The 17110-nt window shown below is 70.3% G+C and carries 16 protein-coding genes; 6 read left to right on the forward strand and 10 right to left on the reverse strand.

Translation table 11 applies throughout. The features are described 5' to 3' along the window. Positions 1-5 precede the first annotated feature (5 nt). Positions 6-626, reverse strand: coding sequence for an L-threonylcarbamoyladenylate synthase (locus VF330_RS34535; protein ID WP_330855925.1), 621 nt, complete (start codon positions 624-626; stop codon positions 6-8). Positions 627-645: 19 nt separating this feature from the next. After that, on the reverse strand, positions 646-777 hold the full coding sequence (locus VF330_RS34540) for a hypothetical protein (RefSeq protein ID WP_330855926.1): 132 nt from the start codon (positions 775-777) through the stop codon (positions 646-648). 162 nt (positions 778-939) lie between these two features. Here VF330_RS34540 and VF330_RS34545 point away from each other — a divergent pair, with 162 nt between their 5' ends. Together VF330_RS34545 and VF330_RS34550 are read left to right on the forward strand one after the other, a co-directional pair. After that, positions 940-2586 carry a glutamate--tRNA ligase gene (locus VF330_RS34545; protein WP_330855927.1) on the forward strand — a complete coding sequence of 549 codons (1647 nt, stop codon included), beginning with the start codon at positions 940-942 and terminating at the stop codon, positions 2584-2586. A 591-nt stretch (positions 2587-3177) separates the two neighbouring features. Beyond that, positions 3178-5790 carry an exo 1,3/1,4-beta-D-glucan glucohydrolase gene (locus VF330_RS34550; RefSeq protein WP_330855928.1) on the forward strand — a complete coding sequence of 871 codons (2613 nt, stop codon included), beginning with the start codon at positions 3178-3180 and terminating at the stop codon, positions 5788-5790. A gap of 62 nt (positions 5791-5852) precedes the next feature. On the opposite strand, the gene VF330_RS34555 is transcribed toward VF330_RS34550, so the two are convergent. Then, positions 5853-6902 carry an aldo/keto reductase gene (locus VF330_RS34555; RefSeq protein WP_330855929.1) on the reverse strand — a complete coding sequence of 350 codons (1050 nt, stop codon included), beginning with the start codon at positions 6900-6902 and terminating at the stop codon, positions 5853-5855. A gap of 108 nt (positions 6903-7010) precedes the next feature. Between VF330_RS34555 and VF330_RS34560 the strand changes: the two genes are divergently transcribed. Continuing rightward, positions 7011-7829 (forward strand): helix-turn-helix transcriptional regulator, encoded by an 819-nt coding sequence (locus tag VF330_RS34560; protein WP_330855930.1) that lies wholly within the window; start codon positions 7011-7013, stop codon positions 7827-7829. Between the two features lie 2 nt (positions 7830-7831). Further along, positions 7832-9055, forward strand: a complete 1224-nt coding sequence (locus VF330_RS34565) for an MFS transporter (RefSeq protein WP_330855931.1) — start codon at positions 7832-7834, stop codon at positions 9053-9055. Positions 9056-9065: 10 nt separating this feature from the next. Here VF330_RS34565 and VF330_RS34570 read toward each other — a convergent pair whose 3' ends face one another. From VF330_RS34570 to VF330_RS34590, 5 genes are read right to left on the reverse strand one after another with little or no spacing between them, the layout of a single operon-like run. Next, the gene (locus VF330_RS34570; protein ID WP_330855932.1) at positions 9066-9665 is read right to left on the reverse strand and encodes a YigZ family protein; all 600 of its coding nucleotides are present in this window, start codon (positions 9663-9665) and stop codon (positions 9066-9068) included. A gap of 18 nt (positions 9666-9683) precedes the next feature. Further along, on the reverse strand, positions 9684-10742 hold the full coding sequence (locus tag VF330_RS34575) for an ATP-dependent DNA ligase (RefSeq protein WP_330855933.1): 1059 nt from the start codon (positions 10740-10742) through the stop codon (positions 9684-9686). A gap of 15 nt (positions 10743-10757) precedes the next feature. Next, positions 10758-11867: an MAB_1171c family putative transporter gene (locus VF330_RS34580; protein ID WP_330855934.1), complete on the reverse strand. Its 1110-nt coding sequence runs from the start codon at positions 11865-11867 to the stop codon at positions 10758-10760. Between the two features lies 1 nt (position 11868). Beyond that, positions 11869-12381, reverse strand: coding sequence for a hypothetical protein (locus VF330_RS34585; protein WP_330855935.1), 513 nt, complete (start codon positions 12379-12381; stop codon positions 11869-11871). 3 nt (positions 12382-12384) lie between these two features. After that, complete coding sequence (locus tag VF330_RS34590) at positions 12385-12822, reverse strand: helix-turn-helix domain-containing protein (protein ID WP_330855936.1); 438 nt, start codon at positions 12820-12822, stop codon at positions 12385-12387. Between the two features lie 124 nt (positions 12823-12946). On the opposite strand from VF330_RS34590, the gene VF330_RS34595 reads away from it, so the two are divergent. After that, the gene (locus VF330_RS34595) at positions 12947-13393 is read left to right on the forward strand and encodes a hypothetical protein (RefSeq protein WP_330855937.1); all 447 of its coding nucleotides are present in this window, start codon (positions 12947-12949) and stop codon (positions 13391-13393) included. Here the strand turns inward: VF330_RS34595 and VF330_RS34600 are convergent. Both VF330_RS34600 and VF330_RS34605 read right to left on the reverse strand, forming a co-directional pair. Beyond that, positions 13372-14601, reverse strand: a complete 1230-nt coding sequence (locus tag VF330_RS34600; protein ID WP_330855938.1) for a ThuA domain-containing protein — start codon at positions 14599-14601, stop codon at positions 13372-13374. The genes VF330_RS34595 and VF330_RS34600 overlap by 22 nt on opposite strands. A gap of 104 nt (positions 14602-14705) precedes the next feature. Then, positions 14706-15548, reverse strand: a complete 843-nt coding sequence (locus VF330_RS34605) for a lytic polysaccharide monooxygenase (protein WP_330855941.1) — start codon at positions 15546-15548, stop codon at positions 14706-14708. 101 nt (positions 15549-15649) lie between these two features. Here VF330_RS34605 and ilvA point away from each other — a divergent pair, with 101 nt between their 5' ends. Next, positions 15650-16885, forward strand: coding sequence for a threonine ammonia-lyase IlvA (gene ilvA / locus VF330_RS34610; protein ID WP_330855939.1), 1236 nt, complete (start codon positions 15650-15652; stop codon positions 16883-16885). Positions 16886-17110: the final 225 nt, after the last annotated feature.

Here is a 17110-nt window from a genome sequence, read left to right on the forward strand (position 1 = left end):
GGCCGCTACTCGAACCGGGCCGGGTCACCCGCGCCGTAGCGGATGATCTCGGCCTCGCCGCTGGAGAAGTCCACCACCGTGGTGGGCGTGGTGCCGCACTCGCCCGAGTCGATCACCGCGTCCACCACGTGGTCCAGCCGGTCCTTGATCTCCCAGCCGTCGACCAGCGGCTCCGCCTCGTCCGGGAGCAGCAGCGTCGAGGTGAGCAGCGGCTCGCCCATCGCCTGGAGCAGCGCCTGCGTCACGACGTGGTCGGGGATGCGCGCGCCGACGGTCTTCTTCTTCGCGTGCATCATCCGGCGCGGCACCTCCTTCGTCGCGGGCAGGATGAACGTGTAGCCGCCCGGCGTGGAGGCCTTGATCGCGCGGAACACCGCGTTGTCGACCACCACGAACTGACCCAGCTGCGCGAAGTTCTCGCACATCAGCGTGAAGTGGTGCTTGTCGTCGAGCTTGCGGATCTCCCGGATCCGGTCGATGCCGTCCTTGTTGCCCAGGCGGCAGCCGAGGGCATAGCAGGAGTCCGTCGGGTAGGCGATCAGGCCGTCCTCCTGCAGGATCCGCACGGCCTGGTCGATCGCGCGCTTCTGCGGGTTGACCGGGTGGACGTCGAGGTACTTGGCCATGCGGGGCAGGATATGCCGATCAAGGTCTGAGCAGCACTTCGACCACGCCGTCGTCGATGTCGCCGAGGCAGCCGGACCGGTCGTGCCGGACCTCGTCCGGCGGCGTGTCGCTGAACGGAAACCGCAGGTGAACAGCCTGACCGCCGGGCACCTGGCCGTAGCACCCGGTGTACCGGACAGCGCCGCGCCCGCGCCGTGTCCCGGCCGTGGGGGACGTCGGACGGGACGACCGCCTTCATGCCCAGGCGGTTGTCCCGGTGCGGCGTTGATAACCTGGGACGACTTTCTTTCCCCGGTTTGGAGACCCCCAGCGATGCTCGACCGTGCCGTCGTCGACGCCCTGTTCCCCTCGGACCTGCCAGAGCCGTCGTTCTGGGAGGAGCGGTACCCGCCGCGCGGCCTGGGCGAGAACGCGAAGGTCACCCGCCTGGGTCCGTCGCCGACGGGCTTCCTGCACATCGGCGGCCTGTACGTGGGCATGATCGACCGCGACATCGCCACCCACTCGGGCGGCTCGTACATCGTGCGCGTCGAGGACACCGACCAGGCGCGTGAGGTCTCCGGCGCCGTGGAGCAGTTCAACAAGGCGTTCGCGTACTTCGGCATCGAGCCCGACGAGGCCGACGCCGTGGGCGCCTACGGCCCGTACCACCAGTCGCAGCGCGAGCAGATCTACCTGACCTACGTCCGGGAGCTGCTGCGCACGGACAAGGCGTACCTGTGCTTCGCGACGAAGGACGAGCTCGCGGACATCACCGCACGCCAGCAGGCCACGAAGCTCCCCACCGGCTACTACGGCCGCTGGGCGATCTGGCGCGACAAGACGGCCGAGGAGGTCCAGGAGGCCCTGGACGCCGGCCGCCCGTACGTCGTCCGCTTCCGCTCGCCGGGCAAGGCGGGGGAGCGCACGCAGTTCGTGGACGCGATCCGCGGCTCCCTGGAGCACGAGGCCAACCGCAACGACGTGGTGATCCTCAAGGCCTCGGACCAGTCCCCGCGCCTGCCCACCTACCACTTCGCGCACGCGGTCGACGACCACCTGATGCGCGTGAACCTGGTGATCCGCGGCGAGGAGTGGATCTCCTCCGTCCCGACCCACCTGCAGCTCTTCGACGCCCTGGGCTTCGAGCGCGTCGAGTACGCCCACATCGCCCCCCTGATGAAGCAGCAGGGCGGCTCCCGCCGCAAGCTCTCGAAGCGCAAGGACCCGGAAGCCTCCGTCGAGTACTTCATCGAGGCGGGCTTCCCGGCCGAGGCGGTCCAGTACTACCTGCGCGGCCTGGTGAACGCCCGCCTGGCCGAGCTCCCGCTGCAGGAGGCCCTCGAGGCCCCCGTCTCCCTGGCGGAGTGCGGCGTGGCGGGCCCGCTCGTCGACCTCGTGAAGCTCGACGACATCTGCGCCGACTACGTCGCCACCCTCTCGGGCGAGGAGATCATCTCCCGCGTCACCGAGTGGGCGAGGTCCTACGACCAGGAGCTGGTGACCGTCCTGGAGACCTCCCGAGCCGAGGCCCTGGCCGCCCTCCAGGTGGAGCGCGGCCCGGAGGTCGCCAACCCGCGCAAGGACCTCCGCAAGTGGTCGGACTTCCGCACCGCCTACGGCTTCTTCTTCTCCTCGCTCTTCCCCGTGGTCTCGGACCGCACCGACGAGCGCCTCGGCGGCCTCTCCCCGGACCTCATCGCGGCCTTCGCGGCGGACTTCGCCGACGGCTACGCCGACCTGGAGGACGGCCAGGAGTGGTTCGGCCAGATCCGCGAGCTGGCGACGAAGCACGGCTTCGCCCCGAACCCCAAGGAGTACAAGAAGAACCCGGACGCCTACCCCGGCTCCATCCGCGAGGCGGCGCAGCTGATCCGCGTGGCCCTCACCGGCTCGAAGGCGAGCCCGGACCTGCACGCGGTGGCCCGCACGCTGGGCACGGACGAGGTGCTGCGCAGGGTGCGAGCCCTGGCAGGCTGACCAGAGCGGCAACGGCCCCCGGTTCCGCGGAACCGGGGGCTTTTCCTTTGACGCCAAGGCAAGCCCCCAGGCGCACAGCCCCAGACACACTTCCCGCGGGTACGCCCCTCGAACGCGATGCCGAAGGCGAGCCGACAAAACCCCCGCACGCACTTCCAAGCGATGCCGAAGGCGAGCAGTCACCCCTGACGCCGATTAGAGCCGGTGAACCCACCCGCTTTGTGCGATTGGGGCTTGACTTTGGGTGCGAGGTGCTACCCCTAGTGGGCTCGGCCGGTCGCGAAGCGTCCGGCCTTTTCCGGCCGACCACAGCGCCTCGCAAGGGCCCCGAAGTCAAGCCCCAATCGCTATCGACGCGCCAGCGGCGATGTACCCCGCTCTTTCGTCCGGGGGTGCATGACCACGCTGGAACAGGCACGGAAACCAACGCAACAGGACCACACTGGAACCCCACCCGACCAACGAAACACCCCAAAACCCAACACGACCACCCAAGCCCGATACGCCACTTTCGTCCCGAAAGTTTCCGGAACAAAGTCATGAGAGCGTTCCCATTGACGTGGACGTAACACGCCGTTGAGGATCGGCGGCATGCATTGGAGAAGCACTCTCGCCGCGGTGCTGGGGCTGACGCTCGCCGCCAGCGCGACATCGGCGGCGACATCCGTCGCCGCCGCACAGGAAGAGCGGCACGGACCGAAGCAGACGGTGATCGGGCAGCCCAAGACCGAGCACGGGTGCGCCCGCATCGAGAAGTCCCTGCCCACGCTGAAGGACTGGCCGCGCATCGACAGCCAGCTCGACGGCGACCGCAAGGACGAGGCCCGCATCAAGGCCATCCTCAAGGACATGACGCTGGCCGAGAAGGTCGGCCAGATGACGCAGCCCGAGATCGGCCAGATCACGCCGGCCGACGTCACGACGTACGGGTTCGGGTCCGTGCTCAACGGTGGCGGCAGCTTCCCCGGCGGCAACAAGCACGCCGCGCCGCAGGACTGGCTGGCGCTCGCCGACGCCTACTGGGAGGCCTCGAAGGCCTCGCGCACCAAGATCCCCGTCATCTGGGGCATCGACGCGGTGCACGGCAACAACAACGTCTTCGGCGCGACGGTGTTCCCCCACAACATCGGTCTCGGCGCCGCGCACGACCCCTGCCTCGTCCGCGACATCCACGAGGCCACGGCCGAGCAGATCCGCGCCACCGGGCAGGACTGGGCGTTCGCGCCCACCCTCGCCGTGGTGCAGGACGACCGCTGGGGCCGCACCTACGAGGGCTACTCCGAGGACCCGCGGATCACGCGCGCCTACGGGTTCGAGGCCGTCAAGGGCTTGCAGGACAACGCGAAGAAGCGCATCGGCGAGGACGGCGTGATCGCCACCGCCAAGCACTTCCTCGGTGACGGCGGCACGACCGGTGGCAAGGACCAGGGCGTCAACCCCTCCACCGAGCAGCAGATGATCAACGTCCACGGGCAGGGCTACTACGGGGCTCTGGCCGCGGGTGCACAGACCGTGATGGTCTCGTTCAACAGCTGGACGAACGACGTCATCAACGAGGGCAAGCTGCACGGCAGCAAGTACGCGCAGACCGGCATCCTCAAGGAGAAGATGGGCTTCGACGGCCTGCTCGTCTCCGACTGGAACGGCATCGGCCAGGTCACCGGCTGCACGAACTCCAGCTGTGCGCAGGCCATCAACGCCGGCATGGACATCGTCATGGTGCCCGGCGAGTGGAAGGCCTTCATCACCAACACGATCGCGCAGGTCGAGTCCGGGCAGATCCCGATGGCCCGCATCGACGACGCGGTCACCCGCATCCTGCGCGTCAAGCTGCGCGCCGGCACGTTCGAGGCTCCCAAGCCGTCGAAGCGCGACCACGCCGGTGAGCAGAAGGCGCTGCAGCACAAGGAACTCGCCCGCGAGGCCGTGCGCGAGTCCGCCGTGCTGCTGAAGAACAACAAGCGCGTGCTGCCGCTCTCCAGCCGCAGCAAGGTCCTCGTCGTCGGCAAGACGGCGGACAACATCTCCAACCAGACCGGCGGCTGGACGCTGTCCTGGCAGGGCACCGGCAACACCAACGCCGACTTCCCCAACGCCACCAGCATCCTCAAGGGCATCCAGAACGCCCTGGGCACCGCGAACGTCACGTTCTCGGAGACCGCGGACGGCGTGGACGCGTCGCAGTTCGACGCCGTCATCGCCGTCATCGGTGAGACGCCGTACGCGGAGGGCGTCGGCGACCTCGGCAAGCGCTCGTTCGAGACCGCCCGCCTGTACCCGCAGGACCTCGCCGTGCTGGACAAGGTCTCCGGCAAGGGCAAGCCCGTGGTCACCGTCTACGTCGGCGGCCGCGCCATGTACATGAACAAGGAGATCAACCGCTCCGACGCGTTCGTGTCCGCCTGGCTGCCGGGCAGCGAGGGCCAGGGCATCGCGGACCTGCTGATCAAGGGCCGCCACAACGGCTTCACCGGCAAGCTCTCCTACTCGTGGCCGGCCGAGGCCTGCCCCGCGCTGCCGGGTGAGCCCGCCAAGACGCCGCTGTTCAAGCTCGGCTACGGCCTGCGCGACTGGCAGACCGGCACCGTCGGCAAGCTCGACGAGACGAGCCCCGGCGGCACCTGCTCCGGCGGTGGCGGCGGCACGGCGACCGAGGACCTCGAGGTCTTCAACCGCACGGACGTCGCGCCGTACAAGAGCTACATCGGTTCCGCCGAGAACTGGGGCGGCACCGAGATCGGCCCCGACGGCCAGGCCTCGCACGCCGAGATCAACGTCGTGCAGTCCGACGTCAACGTCCAGCAGGACGCGCTGAAGACGACGTGGACCGGTACTGGCCCCGGCCAGGTGTACCTGCAGAGCCCGACCGGCAGCGACCTGCGTGGCTACGGCAACGCCAACGCGGCCATCGAGTTCGACGTGATCGTGCACCAGGCCCCGGCCAACCGCACGGTCGTCAGCGCGCACTGCATGTACCCGTGCCTCGCGGAGATCGACGCCACGCAGGCGTTCCGCGACCTCCCGATCGGGCAGAAGGCGACCGTGAAGATCTCGGTCAACTGCTTCTCCGACAAGGGACTGGACCTGGAGAACGTCAACACGCCGTTCCTGGTCTACACGGACGGCCCGTTCCAGGCGTCGTTCGCGAACGTGCGGTGGGTGCCCAAGGCGGGCACCGATCCGGACGTCATCCCCTGCACGTAGAGCACCACCAGCCCCGTGGGCGCGCTTCCCGGAAAGCACCGGGGAGCGCGCCCACGGGCGTCTCAGCGGCTTTCCAGCACCACATCGCCCATGGTCACCGCGCGGACGTGGTCCCCGGCGAGCAGGTCGTGCGGGTAGCCGAGGTCGATCGCGCTGACGGCGTCGAGCCGGGCGAGCTGGTCGTCGGTGAGGACGACCTCCAGCGCGGCCAGGTTCGCCTCCAGCTGCTCGGGCGTGCGCGCACCGATGACGGGTGCCGTCACGCCCGGCTGCCGCAGGTTCCACGCCAGCGCGACCTGTGCCGGGGTGCGGCCGACCTCGTCGGCGACCTCCCGCACGACGTCGGCGATGCCCAGGGTGCGTTCGGTGACCATGCCCAGACCGGCGTTGAAGCTGCGCCGGCTGCTCTCGCTCGTGTCGGGCGCGGTCAGGTCCGCACGGCTGTACTTGCCGCTCAGCACGCCCCCGCCCAGCGGCGAGAACGGGGCCACGCCGAGCCCCATCGCCCGCGCCATCGGGATCAGGTCGCGCTCGGCGCCCCGGTTGATCAGGCTGTACTCGACCTGCAGGGCCACCAGCGGCGACCAGCCGCGCAGGTCGGCGATCGCCTGCATGCGCGAGACCTCCCACGCCGGGGCGGTCGACACCGCCGCGTACAGGACCTTGCCCTGCCGCACGAGGTCGTCGAGGCCGCGCAGCACCTCCTCGACGGGCGTGGTGACGTCCCAGACGTGGATGTAGAACAGGTCGACGTAGTCGGTGTCCAGCTGCCGCAGGCTGTTCTCGAGCGACGCGACCATGTTCTTGCGGTGGGCGCCGCCGGCGTTCGGGTCGCCGGGCCTGCGGTGCGTCGCGTACTTCGTCGCCAGCACCAGGCTTTCGCGCCGCCCGCGGGTGAACTCGCCCAGCAGCCGCTCGGAGTCGCCGTAGCCGGCGGCGGTGTCGATGAAGTTGCCGCCGCGCTCGACGTAGGTGTCGAACAGCCTGCGCGCGTCGTCCTGCTCCGCGCCCCAGCCCCAGTCGGTGCCGAACGTGGCCGTGCCCAGCGACAACGGCGACACCCGCAGCCCCGAGCGGCCCAGCAGCCGGTAGGTGTCCAGGGTGAGTGACATCAGGTCCTCCTGTGCTCGTCGTGCCGCCAGCCTCCGCCGGGCGCGAGCAGGGGGTAAGGGAAGGCACTTCCTGGGAACAGCGTTCCCACCCACGCCGTTGGACCAGGGGTGATCACCAGCACCGACGAGCTGGCCGCGTTCCTGCGCAGCCGGCGCGAACGCCTCGACCCGCGCGACCTCGGCCTGCCGACGCACCGCCGGTCGCGGCGGACCCCCGGCCTGCGCCGCGAGGAGGTCGCCGAGCTGGCCGGGATCAGCGTCGACTACGTCGTGCGCCTCGAACAGGCCCGCGGGCTGCGGCCGTCGGCGGACGTGGTGGAGGCGTTGGCCAGGGCGTTGAGGCTGCACCCCGACGAACGCGCCTACCTCTTCGGACTGACCCGGCACCGTCCGCGGGACACGGACAAGCCCGCTTCCACCGCCGAGCCGTCGCTGGCGCGGCTGGTCGAGGACCTGTCACCGCGCCCGGCCATGCTGCTGAACCACCGCTACGACGTCCTCGCGTGGAACGACGAGATGGCGCGGCTGTTCCTCGACTTCGGCACCCTGCCGCCGTCGCGGCGCAACGCGATCTGGGTGTGCCTGATGCACCCGCACATGCGTGAGCTGTACGTCGACCGCGAACGCGTCGTGCGGGAAGGGGTCGCGCACCTGCGCACCGCATGGGCCGCGCATCCCGACGACCAGGTGCTGAACGACCTGATCGCCGAATGCCTCGCGGGCGACGAGGAGTTCGCCCGGCTCTGGTCCACCCAGGACGTGAAGGTCAACGCCCGCGGGCGGAAACTCCTCGACCACCCGCGCGTCGGCGTCATCGAGGTCCAGTTCGAGACGCTCCGGCCGGTGCAGGACCCCGACCAGCTGCTGGTGGTCCACCGGGCATCGGACGACGCGAGCCAGTCCGCTTTGGACGCTCTGCAGGCCTAGCGGTGGGGCTGGGCAGTCGTTTCCACCGGCTCTTCGGCGCCACCCTGGTGTCGGCCGTCGGCACCGGCATGCACGCCGCCGCGTTGCCCCTGCTGGTGCTGCAGAGCACCGGCAACCCGCTGGCGCTGAGCGCCGTCGTCGTGGCCGCCGAGATCCCCTGGGTGCTGCTGTCGCTGCACGCCGGCGTCGTGGTGGACCGGCTGGACCGCCGGCGCGTGATGGTGTGGGCCGACCTGGGCCGGTTCGCCGTCCTGGCCGCGCTCGTGGTGCTGGTCCTGACCGAGCGGGTGAACCTGGTGTGGCTGGTGCTCGCGGCGTTCCTGCTGGGCGTCGGCCAGGTCTTCTTCGACATCGCCGCCCAGTCGGCCATCCCCGACTTCGTGTCCCGTGACCCGCGCGGACTCGCGACGGCGAACGGGCGGGTCGCCGCGGCGGAGAGCGTCGGCGAGGACTTCGCCGGGCCCCCGCTCGGCTCCGCGCTGTTCGGCGTGGGGACCGTCCTGCCGTTCGCCGGCAACGCCCTCTCGTTCGCCGCCAGCGGCCTGCTGATCTTCTCCATCCGGCCGGACGCCGGGAAGAAGGTGTCCGGGGCTCCGCGCGCAAGCATGCGGAGCGAGATCGCCGCGGGCATCCGCTGGTTGTTCGGCAACCGGACCCTGCGGGCGCTGGCCGTGGTCTCGTGTCTCGGCAACGTCGCCGCCACCGCTCAGTTCGCGATGCTCGCACTGCTGGCCACGGAGGTCCTCGACCTTCCTGACTTCGGTTTCGGTCTGCTGCTGACCGCCACCGCCATCGGTGCGACCCTCGGGGGACTGACCGCCGCGGCCGCCGCCAGGCGGCTCGGCCCCGGCACGGTGATGATCGTCGGCAAGGCCGGCGTGGGCGTGGCGATCCTGGTTCTGGGACTCGCCGCCGAGGCGTGGGTCGCGGCCGCGATGATGGCGGTGACCGGTGCGCTGATGACCGCGGAGAAGGTCGTGGTGAGCACGTTGCGCCAGCAGATCGTGCCCGCGGAGCTCCTGGGGAGGGTGCTCTCGTCGAGCAGGCTGGTGGTCATGGCCGGAGGCCCGGTCGGTGCGGCACTCGGTGGCGTTCTCGCCGGTGTGTTCGCCGTCCAGGTCTCCTACGTCGTCGCCGGCGGGTTTCTCGTCCTGGTGGCGCTGGCGTTCTACCCGGTGCTGAACAACCGTGCTCTGGCAGGCGCCGCGGACGAACAGGCGGCGTGAGAGGACCAGCTCAGCTGTCGAGGTCGACGGGTTCGCCCCGGATCGCCGTGACCGCGCCACCGGTCTGCGCGGCGAGCCACACCTCGAACTCGTCAGGGTCCTTGGTGTGCACGGTGAACGTGACGTCGTGGCCGTACTCGGCGTCCGCGACGTGGTACCCGGCCGCGCGCAACGCGTTCTCCAGCTTGCCAGCCTGGTCGTGGTCGACGGCGAGCAGCACGGTCTCGTGCCGCTCCCGGGTCAGCGTGCCCAGCGCGTCGACCGCCTCCGACACCGCCCGCCCGTACGCGCGCACCAGCCCGCCCGCGCCGAGCTTGATCCCGCCGTAGTAGCGGGTGACGACGACGGCGGTGTCCACGAGATCCCTGCGCGTCAACACTTCCAGCATCGGCACACCGGCCGTTCCCGCGGGTTCGCCGTCGTCGGACGAGCGCTGCGTGTCGGCCGTGCGGAACGCCGTGCAGTTGTGCGTGGCCTGCCAGTGCTCCTTGCGGACGCGCGCGAAGAACTCGGACGCCTCGGCGTCGGAGGTCACGCGGGCGACGTGGCACAGGAACCGCGACCGCTGGATCTCGATCTCGTGCGTGCCGTTCCGCCTGATCACCTTCACGGTTCGATTGTCCGCCCCTCAGGTTGATCTGCGCCGCTCCGCCTCACCGAACAGCGCGTCCAGTTCGGCGGGAGGCACCTCCTCCAACTGCTCGAAGGTGCACTCCGCGGGGTCTTTGTCGGGGCGGAACCGCACCAGCCGGGCCGTGTGGCGGAACCGCCCGCCCTGCACGTGCTCGTACCGCACCTCGGCCACCCGCGCCGGCTCCAGCAGCACGACCTGGAGCTGCTTCTCCGGGTTCCACCGGCTGTTCATACCGGGCCCCTCGTAGGTCGCCCACGCCGCCCACGGGTGGTCGGCGGGGTCGAGCAACGGCTTCAGCTCGTCGACCAGCTCACGCCGCCGGGCCGCGGTGAAGCTGCTGGCCACACCCACGTTGTGCAGCTCGCCGTCCCGGTGGAGCCCGAGCACCAGCGACCCGACGCTCTCACCGTCCTTGTGCAGCCGGTAGCCCGCGACGACGCAGTCGGCCGTCCGCTCGTGCTTGACCTTGAACATCACGCGCTTGTCCGGCTCGTACACGCCGTCCAAAGCCTTCACCATCACACCGTCGAAGCCCGCGCCCTCGAACCGCGTGAACCAGTCCTGCGCGACGTCCGGGTCCGTCGTGGACGGTGTCAGGTAGAACCCGGGAACCGGCGAGACGACCTCCTCCAGCCGTGCGCGCCGGTCGCCCAGCGGCAGGCCCGTCAGGTCGTCGTCACCGCACGCCAGCAGGTCGAACGCGACGAAGCTCGCCGGCGTCTCGACCGACAGCTTCCGCACCCGCGACGCGGCGGGGTGCAGCCGCAGCTGGAGCGTGTCGAAGCTCAGCCCGTCGGGCGTGACCAGCACGATCTCGCCGTCGACGACGCACCGCGGCGGCAGCGCGTCCTTCAGCAGCGCGACGACCTCGGGGAAGTACCTGGTCAGCGGCTTGTCGTTGCGCGAGCCCAGCTCGACCTCGTCGCCGTCGCGGAACACGATGCAGCGGAAGCCGTCCCACTTGGGCTCGTAGGCGAGGCCGTCCCCGCGCGGCAGCTCGGGCACGGACTTCGCGAGCATCGGCTTCACCGGCGGCATCACGGGCAGGTCCACCCACGGACCATAGGCTCAGCGCAGGGAAGCCGCGAGCTTTTCCAGTTCCCGCACGTCCGCGTCCATGCCGTCGTCCTCCGGCACGGCCAGCGCGATCGGCCGCCGCAACGTCACCACGCCCGACCTGCGCGTCTCCAGCCCGGCGCGGAGCCGTTCGGCCAGCGGCAGCTCGGCAGGCGTCTCGGCGACGTACGGGCTGATCCGCACCAGCCCGTCGCGGCACTCGATCACCCGCCGGTAGTACCGCCGGTGCACCCCGCGCAACGACACCGCGTCGCGCCGCGACGGCACCCGGTGCAGGGCGTCCTCGGGGAACGACTGGTGCAGCAGCGTCCACAGCGGAGCGAGCCGGTGGTAGGCGCGCAGGTGCCGCAGCCACAGCTTCGAGGCGGCGACCCGCATGGCGACGATGGGGTAGACGACCCCGACCACGCACAGCAGCACGCCCGGCAGCAGGAAGAACACCGCGGCGGTGAGCAGCCAGCGGGGGAGCGGCTGGCCGAAGTAGCGGGAGATGTTCGACGACACGAAGATCGCGTCGGCCGGCACCAGCAGCGCGAGGCCCGTCGAGGTGATCAGCAGGCCCCTGCGCAGCCGCGGTTCGGCGCCGCGCGCGTAGCGGCGCGCCCACACGAACATCGTCGCGAAGCCGTAGAGCAGGTAGCCGTTGCCCAGCGAGTAGAAGACCGTGATCGCCAGGACGCCCGTCGGACCGCCGCCGAGCGAGTTCGGCACGCGTGCCGCCGCCACCCTCAGGTCGTCGGGGATCGACAGCACCGCCCACGTCATGACGCCGATGCACAACGCCAGCGGCACGAGCTGGAGCAGCGCCTGCCGGCGGGCACGGGCGTCGTCGAGGGCGGAGAACAGGAAGAAGCAGATCAGGCCGTAGACGCCGACCTGGAGCATCGAGTGCTGGACGAGCTGGCAGACCATCGGGTCGAGCCCGAGGAACCACCGGCCGCCCGCCGCCGCCCTGCCGAACGGGTAGCCGACCGCCCAGCCCGCCACCAGCGCCGTCACCGAACGCAGGCGCGGGTCGTGCGGCCGGCGAACCAGCAGGTACAGCACCACCGCGAGCGCCGAGAACGCGACGATGCCCTGGGTCTCCTTCAGGTACTCCACGTCAGAGCCACCCCAGCCGGTCGGCGAGCGAGGACGACATCCGGCGCGCCGGGCCTTCCGAGGCCCGCGGAGCGACCTCGTCCAGCACGGACGCCCATTCCAGGATGATCGTCGCGACCGTCTCGGCCTCGCGCTCGTGCGCGCTGTCGTAGGAGGTGCGCCGCAACGCCCGCCGCACCGCGTCCGGGTCGAGGTCCGGGTACAGGCCCGTGAGCAGGTCGTCGTCCTGCTCGCCGCTCGTGTGACCGGCCAGCAGGTGGCCCAGCTCGTGCAGGATGATGTGGTTCTGGTGCGCCTTCGACGTCTCCTGCTGGTACAGGATGTAGTCGGCCTTCGCGGTGGCGATCCACACGCCGTACGGGCCGGGCACCGGGATCGGGTGCGCGATCAGCCGGATCGGCCTGCCGCGCTGCTCACCGACGCGGCGGCAGAGCTCGGAGACGTCGAGCGGCGGCTGGATGTCCAGCTCGTTGAGCAGGCGGCGGCACCGCTTGCGCAGATCTCGTTCGGCCACGGGTCACCCCTCGCCGCGTTCGGCCTGTTCCTGCCGGTAGACGACGTCGAGCAGCTCCATCACCAGCCGGCGGCGGTCCGGCGACAGCTCGCCCGCCCGCATCGCCATCAGCTGCGCGTCGCTGCCGGAGGCGATCTCGTCGAGCCGGCTCTGCCGGTCCTGCAACGACCTCAGCTGCTCGTCGACGCGGTCGGTGACCTCGTCGTCGAAGAAGTAGCTCACGGGCACGCCGAAGAAGCCTGCCAGTGCCTGCAGGTGCTTGAACGTCGGGTTGTCCTTCTTGCCCTTGCGCAGCTGCCAGATGTAGCTCTGGGAGATCGTCACGCCGGTCTCCGCGATGGCCGCGGCGACGTGCTCGTTGCTGTGCTCCTGCCCCGACCGGGCCGTGTACCGGGCGAAGAGGTGGTTCAGCCTGTCCGCCAGGGACCGTTCCCCCGCCATCACCGGCTCCCCGCCCTCGTCTCCACCCAGGGAAATCCCGTCCCCGGTGCCGGGATTTTCACCAGTTGAAACCCCGCTCTTGCCCAACATAGACTCCACGCCGTGGCCGTCTCAACTGCGGAGGGTGTTCGCGCGACCGGGCACGGTCACGCCCGTCCACCCGGCCGGCACGTCGCGGAGGTCCTGGGACATGGCGCTGGCTGAACGACAGGGCGACTTCCACCGGGCCGTGATGGACGTCGTCTACGAGACCATGGACCAGCTGGCGCGGCAGGACTCACCGCCCCACGAGGTCGTCGAGCTGCGCGAACGCCTGCGCGAGGCGCTGCCGTGGTGGCGGGGGCTGCTGCGGGTGCACGAGCCGAACGACCGCCACCGCTGCAAGTCGTGCCGCACCTGGTACGGCAGCCACCGGGCGTGGCCCTGCCCGGTGTGGCGGGACGCGGTGCAGGCGTTGCACCAGCTCAACGACATGTACGGCTTCCTGGCCGCGTCCCACCCGGCCTCCGCGCACGGGAGACCGGGGGAACGCGTGACCGTGACCTGGCCTCAGCCCAGCCGGAACGACTGAGCAGCCGACCCGGTGCAGGTCGCCTGGACCAGCTGCACGCCGTCGGTCGATCCGGCGGGTGCGGACAGGCACTTGCCGGAGTGGCGTGCCGTCAGCGTCGAGTAGCCGTCGCTTCCCGTCGTGACGCGCCACTGCTGGTTGGTGCCACCCGTGTAGTCCCACAGCTGGATGCCTGCGCCGTCGGCGACCGACACGTCGGTCACGTCCAGCACCTTCAGCGGGTCGTTGCGGTACTCCAGCCGCGAGTAGCCGTCGGTGGTCGCCACCGCGCGGAAGTTCTGCGCCGTGGTGCCGTTGCAGGCGTACTGCTGGATCACCGTGCCGTTGGTCAGGCCCGCCGCCTTGGCGTCGACGCACTTGCCGTTGCCGCGGTTGACCGCCGTCTTCCACTCGCCCTGCGGCGGGGGAGTGCCACCACCGCCGAGCCAGAGCAGGCTGTCGATGAGGAACGTGTTCTGCGTCGCGCTCGCGAAGGTCGACGACAGCGGCTTGTTGGCCGCGTAGTCCATCGCGTTGTGGCCGAAGTTCGCGTAGACCATCTTGAAGTTCTTGTTGGTCCACATGATCGGGTAGTAGCCGCTGCGCCACTGCTGGTTGGGGTCGGTGCCGAGCGGGAAGCTCGACGGGTCGACGCTCGCCAGCACCTGGATGTTCGAGTTCTGCCGCAGGTCGCGGTCCCAGCTGTACCACTCGCTCACCGCGGAGGTGAACTTCTCCGGCAGCCGCGCGGTCGACGGGTGGCCGCGGGTCTCGACCTTCAGCACCGCCGTGGTCGGGCCCCACGTGTTGCTGACGAAGTTGCCCTTCGCCAGGAACGTGTTGTGGTACCACGACCACTCGTTCGCGTTCTGGGTGAACGCGCTGACGTGGAAGCCGAAGAAACCGCCACCGGCCTCCATGTACCGCTGGAAACCCGCGCGGGTGGCGGACCCGGTCGGCGCGTCGTCGAGGAAGACCACGACCTGCGCCTGCGCGGGGGTGAGGTTGTTGAGGCGGTTCCAGTCCGTCGTCGCCTCGTAGGTGAAGCCGTTCTCCTGGCCCGCGCGGCTCAGCCAGGGGTTGGCCTCGTTGACGAACGCGATGTGCGCGGCGTCCCACGTGCCGTTGTAGAACGCCAGGACCTTGAACGGTGCCGCGTGTGCCGGGACACCGGCCGGGACGAGCGTCGCGGCGACCAAAGCCAGCAACGCCAACAGTTTACGAGCCATGCAGGCACACCTTCGTCTCGCAGGGGTTGCGCGCCCGAAGATCACCCTAGTAGTGGTCTAGACCTGATGGGGACCGGTACCGTCCCGGTCCCGGACCGGGACGTTCACAGAATTCTTCTGCGCCACAACATGATCCCGCCCAGCGCCGCCAGACCGCCCAGGGCCGCGACGACGGCCGCGATGCCGATTCTCGTTGCGGTGGAGGGAGGTTGTTCGGCCTTCGACGCAACGGGGACGGGCCGCGGGGTGCTCGGCTTCGGCAGCGTGCTCGCGGGCGCGGACTTCACCGGGGGAGCCGCGGCGGGCTGGGACGTCGCGTGGCGGGTCGCCGGTGGCTGGGTCGCGGTGGGAGGTGCGGCGGCGGGCGGTGCTGCCGCGGGCTGGGCCGCCGGTGCCGCGATCTCCACGTCCGTGCACGAGTAGTAGGTGTCCGGGGTGTCGGTGTTCTGCCAGACCGTGTAGATCAGGTGCCGGCCGGTCCGGTCCTTCGGGAGCTGCACCGCGAACTCGTAGGCGCCGTTGACGAGCGGGGGAGACGGCACGGACAGGAACTGCTCCAGGTCGGCCCACCGCAGCGGCTGGGCCGGCGTGTAGCCCGTGCGCGTCGCGTAGAACCGGAACGAGCCCTGGTGCGGGATCGTCGCCCGGTAGGTGAAGCCGGTGCTCTTCAGCTTGGTTGCCGGCCACTGCGCCGACGGCAGGTCGAGACCGGCGTATTTGGCGATCCCGGCGCTGCAGAGCTTGCCGTCGGGAACCCGCGACGAGTCGCGGCCCGCGACGTTCGGCAGGCGGATGTTGTCCCACTCAGTGGACGGCAACCCCGCCGCGATAGCGCTGCGACAGGGCGAGGATGATGCTGTGGGTTGTCCTGGTGAGCACAGATAAGCCCTGCTCGCGGGGTCCGTGGGCGCGCCATGAGCGTGCGCGGGGACCACAGCGAGCATCATGAGCAGCGCTATCACGCCCACAAGGCGAAACACAGGCACCTCCCCTGTCCTTCTAGGGGTACGCGTGCCAGACCCGAGTCGTTCACGGAAGATGTATTGACATGTCCTTCGCTGATGAGGTGTCCGCGGCAGCAGCCCGGCTGGGCGGAGTCGCGCGCACGACGCCGCTCGAGGTGAACCAGCGCCTGTCCGAGCGGACCGGCGCGCGAGTGTGGCTCAAGCGCGAGGACCTCCAGGTCGGTCGTTCGTACAAGCTGCGCGGAGCGTTCAACCTGCTCTGCCAGACCGAGTTCGCCTTCGGCGGTGCCGTCTGCGCCTCCGCCGGCAACCACGGCCAGGGCATGGCCTACGCCTGCCGCCGCCTGGGCATCGAGGGCCGCGTGCACGTGCCGCGCACCACCCCGCGCCAGAAACGCGACCGCATCCACGCCCTGGGCCAGGGCATGGTGCAGCTGGTCGTCGACGGCGACACCTACGACGACGCCGCGGCGCTGGCCAAGCAGTACGCGCTGGACACGGGCGCGACCCTCGTCCCGGCCTTCGACGACCCGCGCACGGTCGCGGGCCAGGGCACCGTGGGCCTGGAGATCGTCCAGCAGCTCGGCGGCGCCCCCGACGTGGTCGTGGTGCCCATCGGCGGCGGAGGCCTGCTCTCGGGCGTCGGCACGTGGTTCAAGGAACGCTTCCCGCGCACCCGCATCATCGGCGTCGAACCGGCCGGCGCGGCCAGCATGATCGCCGCCATCCAGGCGGGCGGCCCGGTGACCCTGCCCGAGGTCGACTCGTTCGTCGACGGCGCCGCGGTCCGCAGGGCGGGCGACGTGACGTACCCGATGGTGCGCGACAGCGGCGCCGAGCTGCTGACCGTGTCCGAGGGCGCCGTCTGCACGGAGATGCTGGAGCTGTACCAGATCGACGGCATCATCGCGGAGCCCGCGGGGGCCCTGGCCTCCGCAGCGCTGCTGGAGGAGATCTCCGTGGCGCCGGACGCCACCGTCGTGTGCCTGCTCTCGGGCGGCAACAACGACGTCTCCCGCTACGCCGAGGTCGTCGAGCGCTCGATGATCCACCGCGGCCTGAAGCACTGGTTCCTGGTGGAGTTCCCGCAGGAGCCGGGCGCGCTGCGGCGGTTCCTCGACGACGTGCTCGGCAAGGACGACGACATCGTGCAGTTCGAGTACATGAAGCGCGACAACCGGGAGACCGGGGCCGCGCTGGTGTGCATCGAGCTGGGGCGGCGGGAGGACTACGACCTGCTGTGGGGCCGGATGAAGGAGTCCCCGTTGAAGATCCAGCACGTGGAGCCCGGGTCTACGGCGTACCGGTTCCTGATCTGAGCTGGGACCGGGGTTCTGTTTCAGCGTGGTCCTGTTGCGTTGGTTGCGTGCCTGTTCCAGCGTGGTCGTGCAACTCGGACGAAAGACTGGGGTTCATCGCCGCTGCGCGACGATCCGCGATTGGGGCTTGACTTCGGGGCCCTTGCGAGGCGCTGGGTCGGCCGGAAAAGGCCGGTAGCTTCGCGACCGGCCGAGCCACTAGTGGTAGCACCTCGCACCCAAAGT

Source organism: Lentzea sp. (genome assembly GCF_036380075.1).
In the GTDB taxonomy this organism is placed as follows: Bacteria; Actinomycetota; Actinomycetes; order Mycobacteriales; family Pseudonocardiaceae; genus Lentzea.

Excerpts from the sequence above, each read along its gene's own strand:
- VF330_RS34535 (WP_330855925.1), bottom strand. The coding sequence starts at position 626 with ATGGCCAAGTACCTCGACGTCCACCCGGTCAACCCGCAGAAGCGCGCG.
- VF330_RS34545 (WP_330855927.1), top strand. The coding sequence starts at position 940 with ATGCTCGACCGTGCCGTCGTCGACGCCCTGTTCCCCTCGGACCTGCCA.
- VF330_RS34550 (WP_330855928.1), top strand. The coding sequence starts at position 3,178 with ATGCATTGGAGAAGCACTCTCGCCGCGGTGCTGGGGCTGACGCTCGCC.
- VF330_RS34555 (WP_330855929.1), bottom strand. The coding sequence starts at position 6,902 with ATGTCACTCACCCTGGACACCTACCGGCTGCTGGGCCGCTCGGGGCTG.
- VF330_RS34590 (WP_330855936.1), bottom strand. The coding sequence starts at position 12,822 with ATGGCGGGGGAACGGTCCCTGGCGGACAGGCTGAACCACCTCTTCGCC.
- VF330_RS34600 (WP_330855938.1), bottom strand. The coding sequence starts at position 14,601 with ATGGCTCGTAAACTGTTGGCGTTGCTGGCTTTGGTCGCCGCGACGCTC.
- VF330_RS34605 (WP_330855941.1), bottom strand. The coding sequence starts at position 15,548 with ATGATGCTCGCTGTGGTCCCCGCGCACGCTCATGGCGCGCCCACGGAC.
- ilvA (WP_330855939.1), top strand. The coding sequence starts at position 15,650 with ATGTCCTTCGCTGATGAGGTGTCCGCGGCAGCAGCCCGGCTGGGCGGA.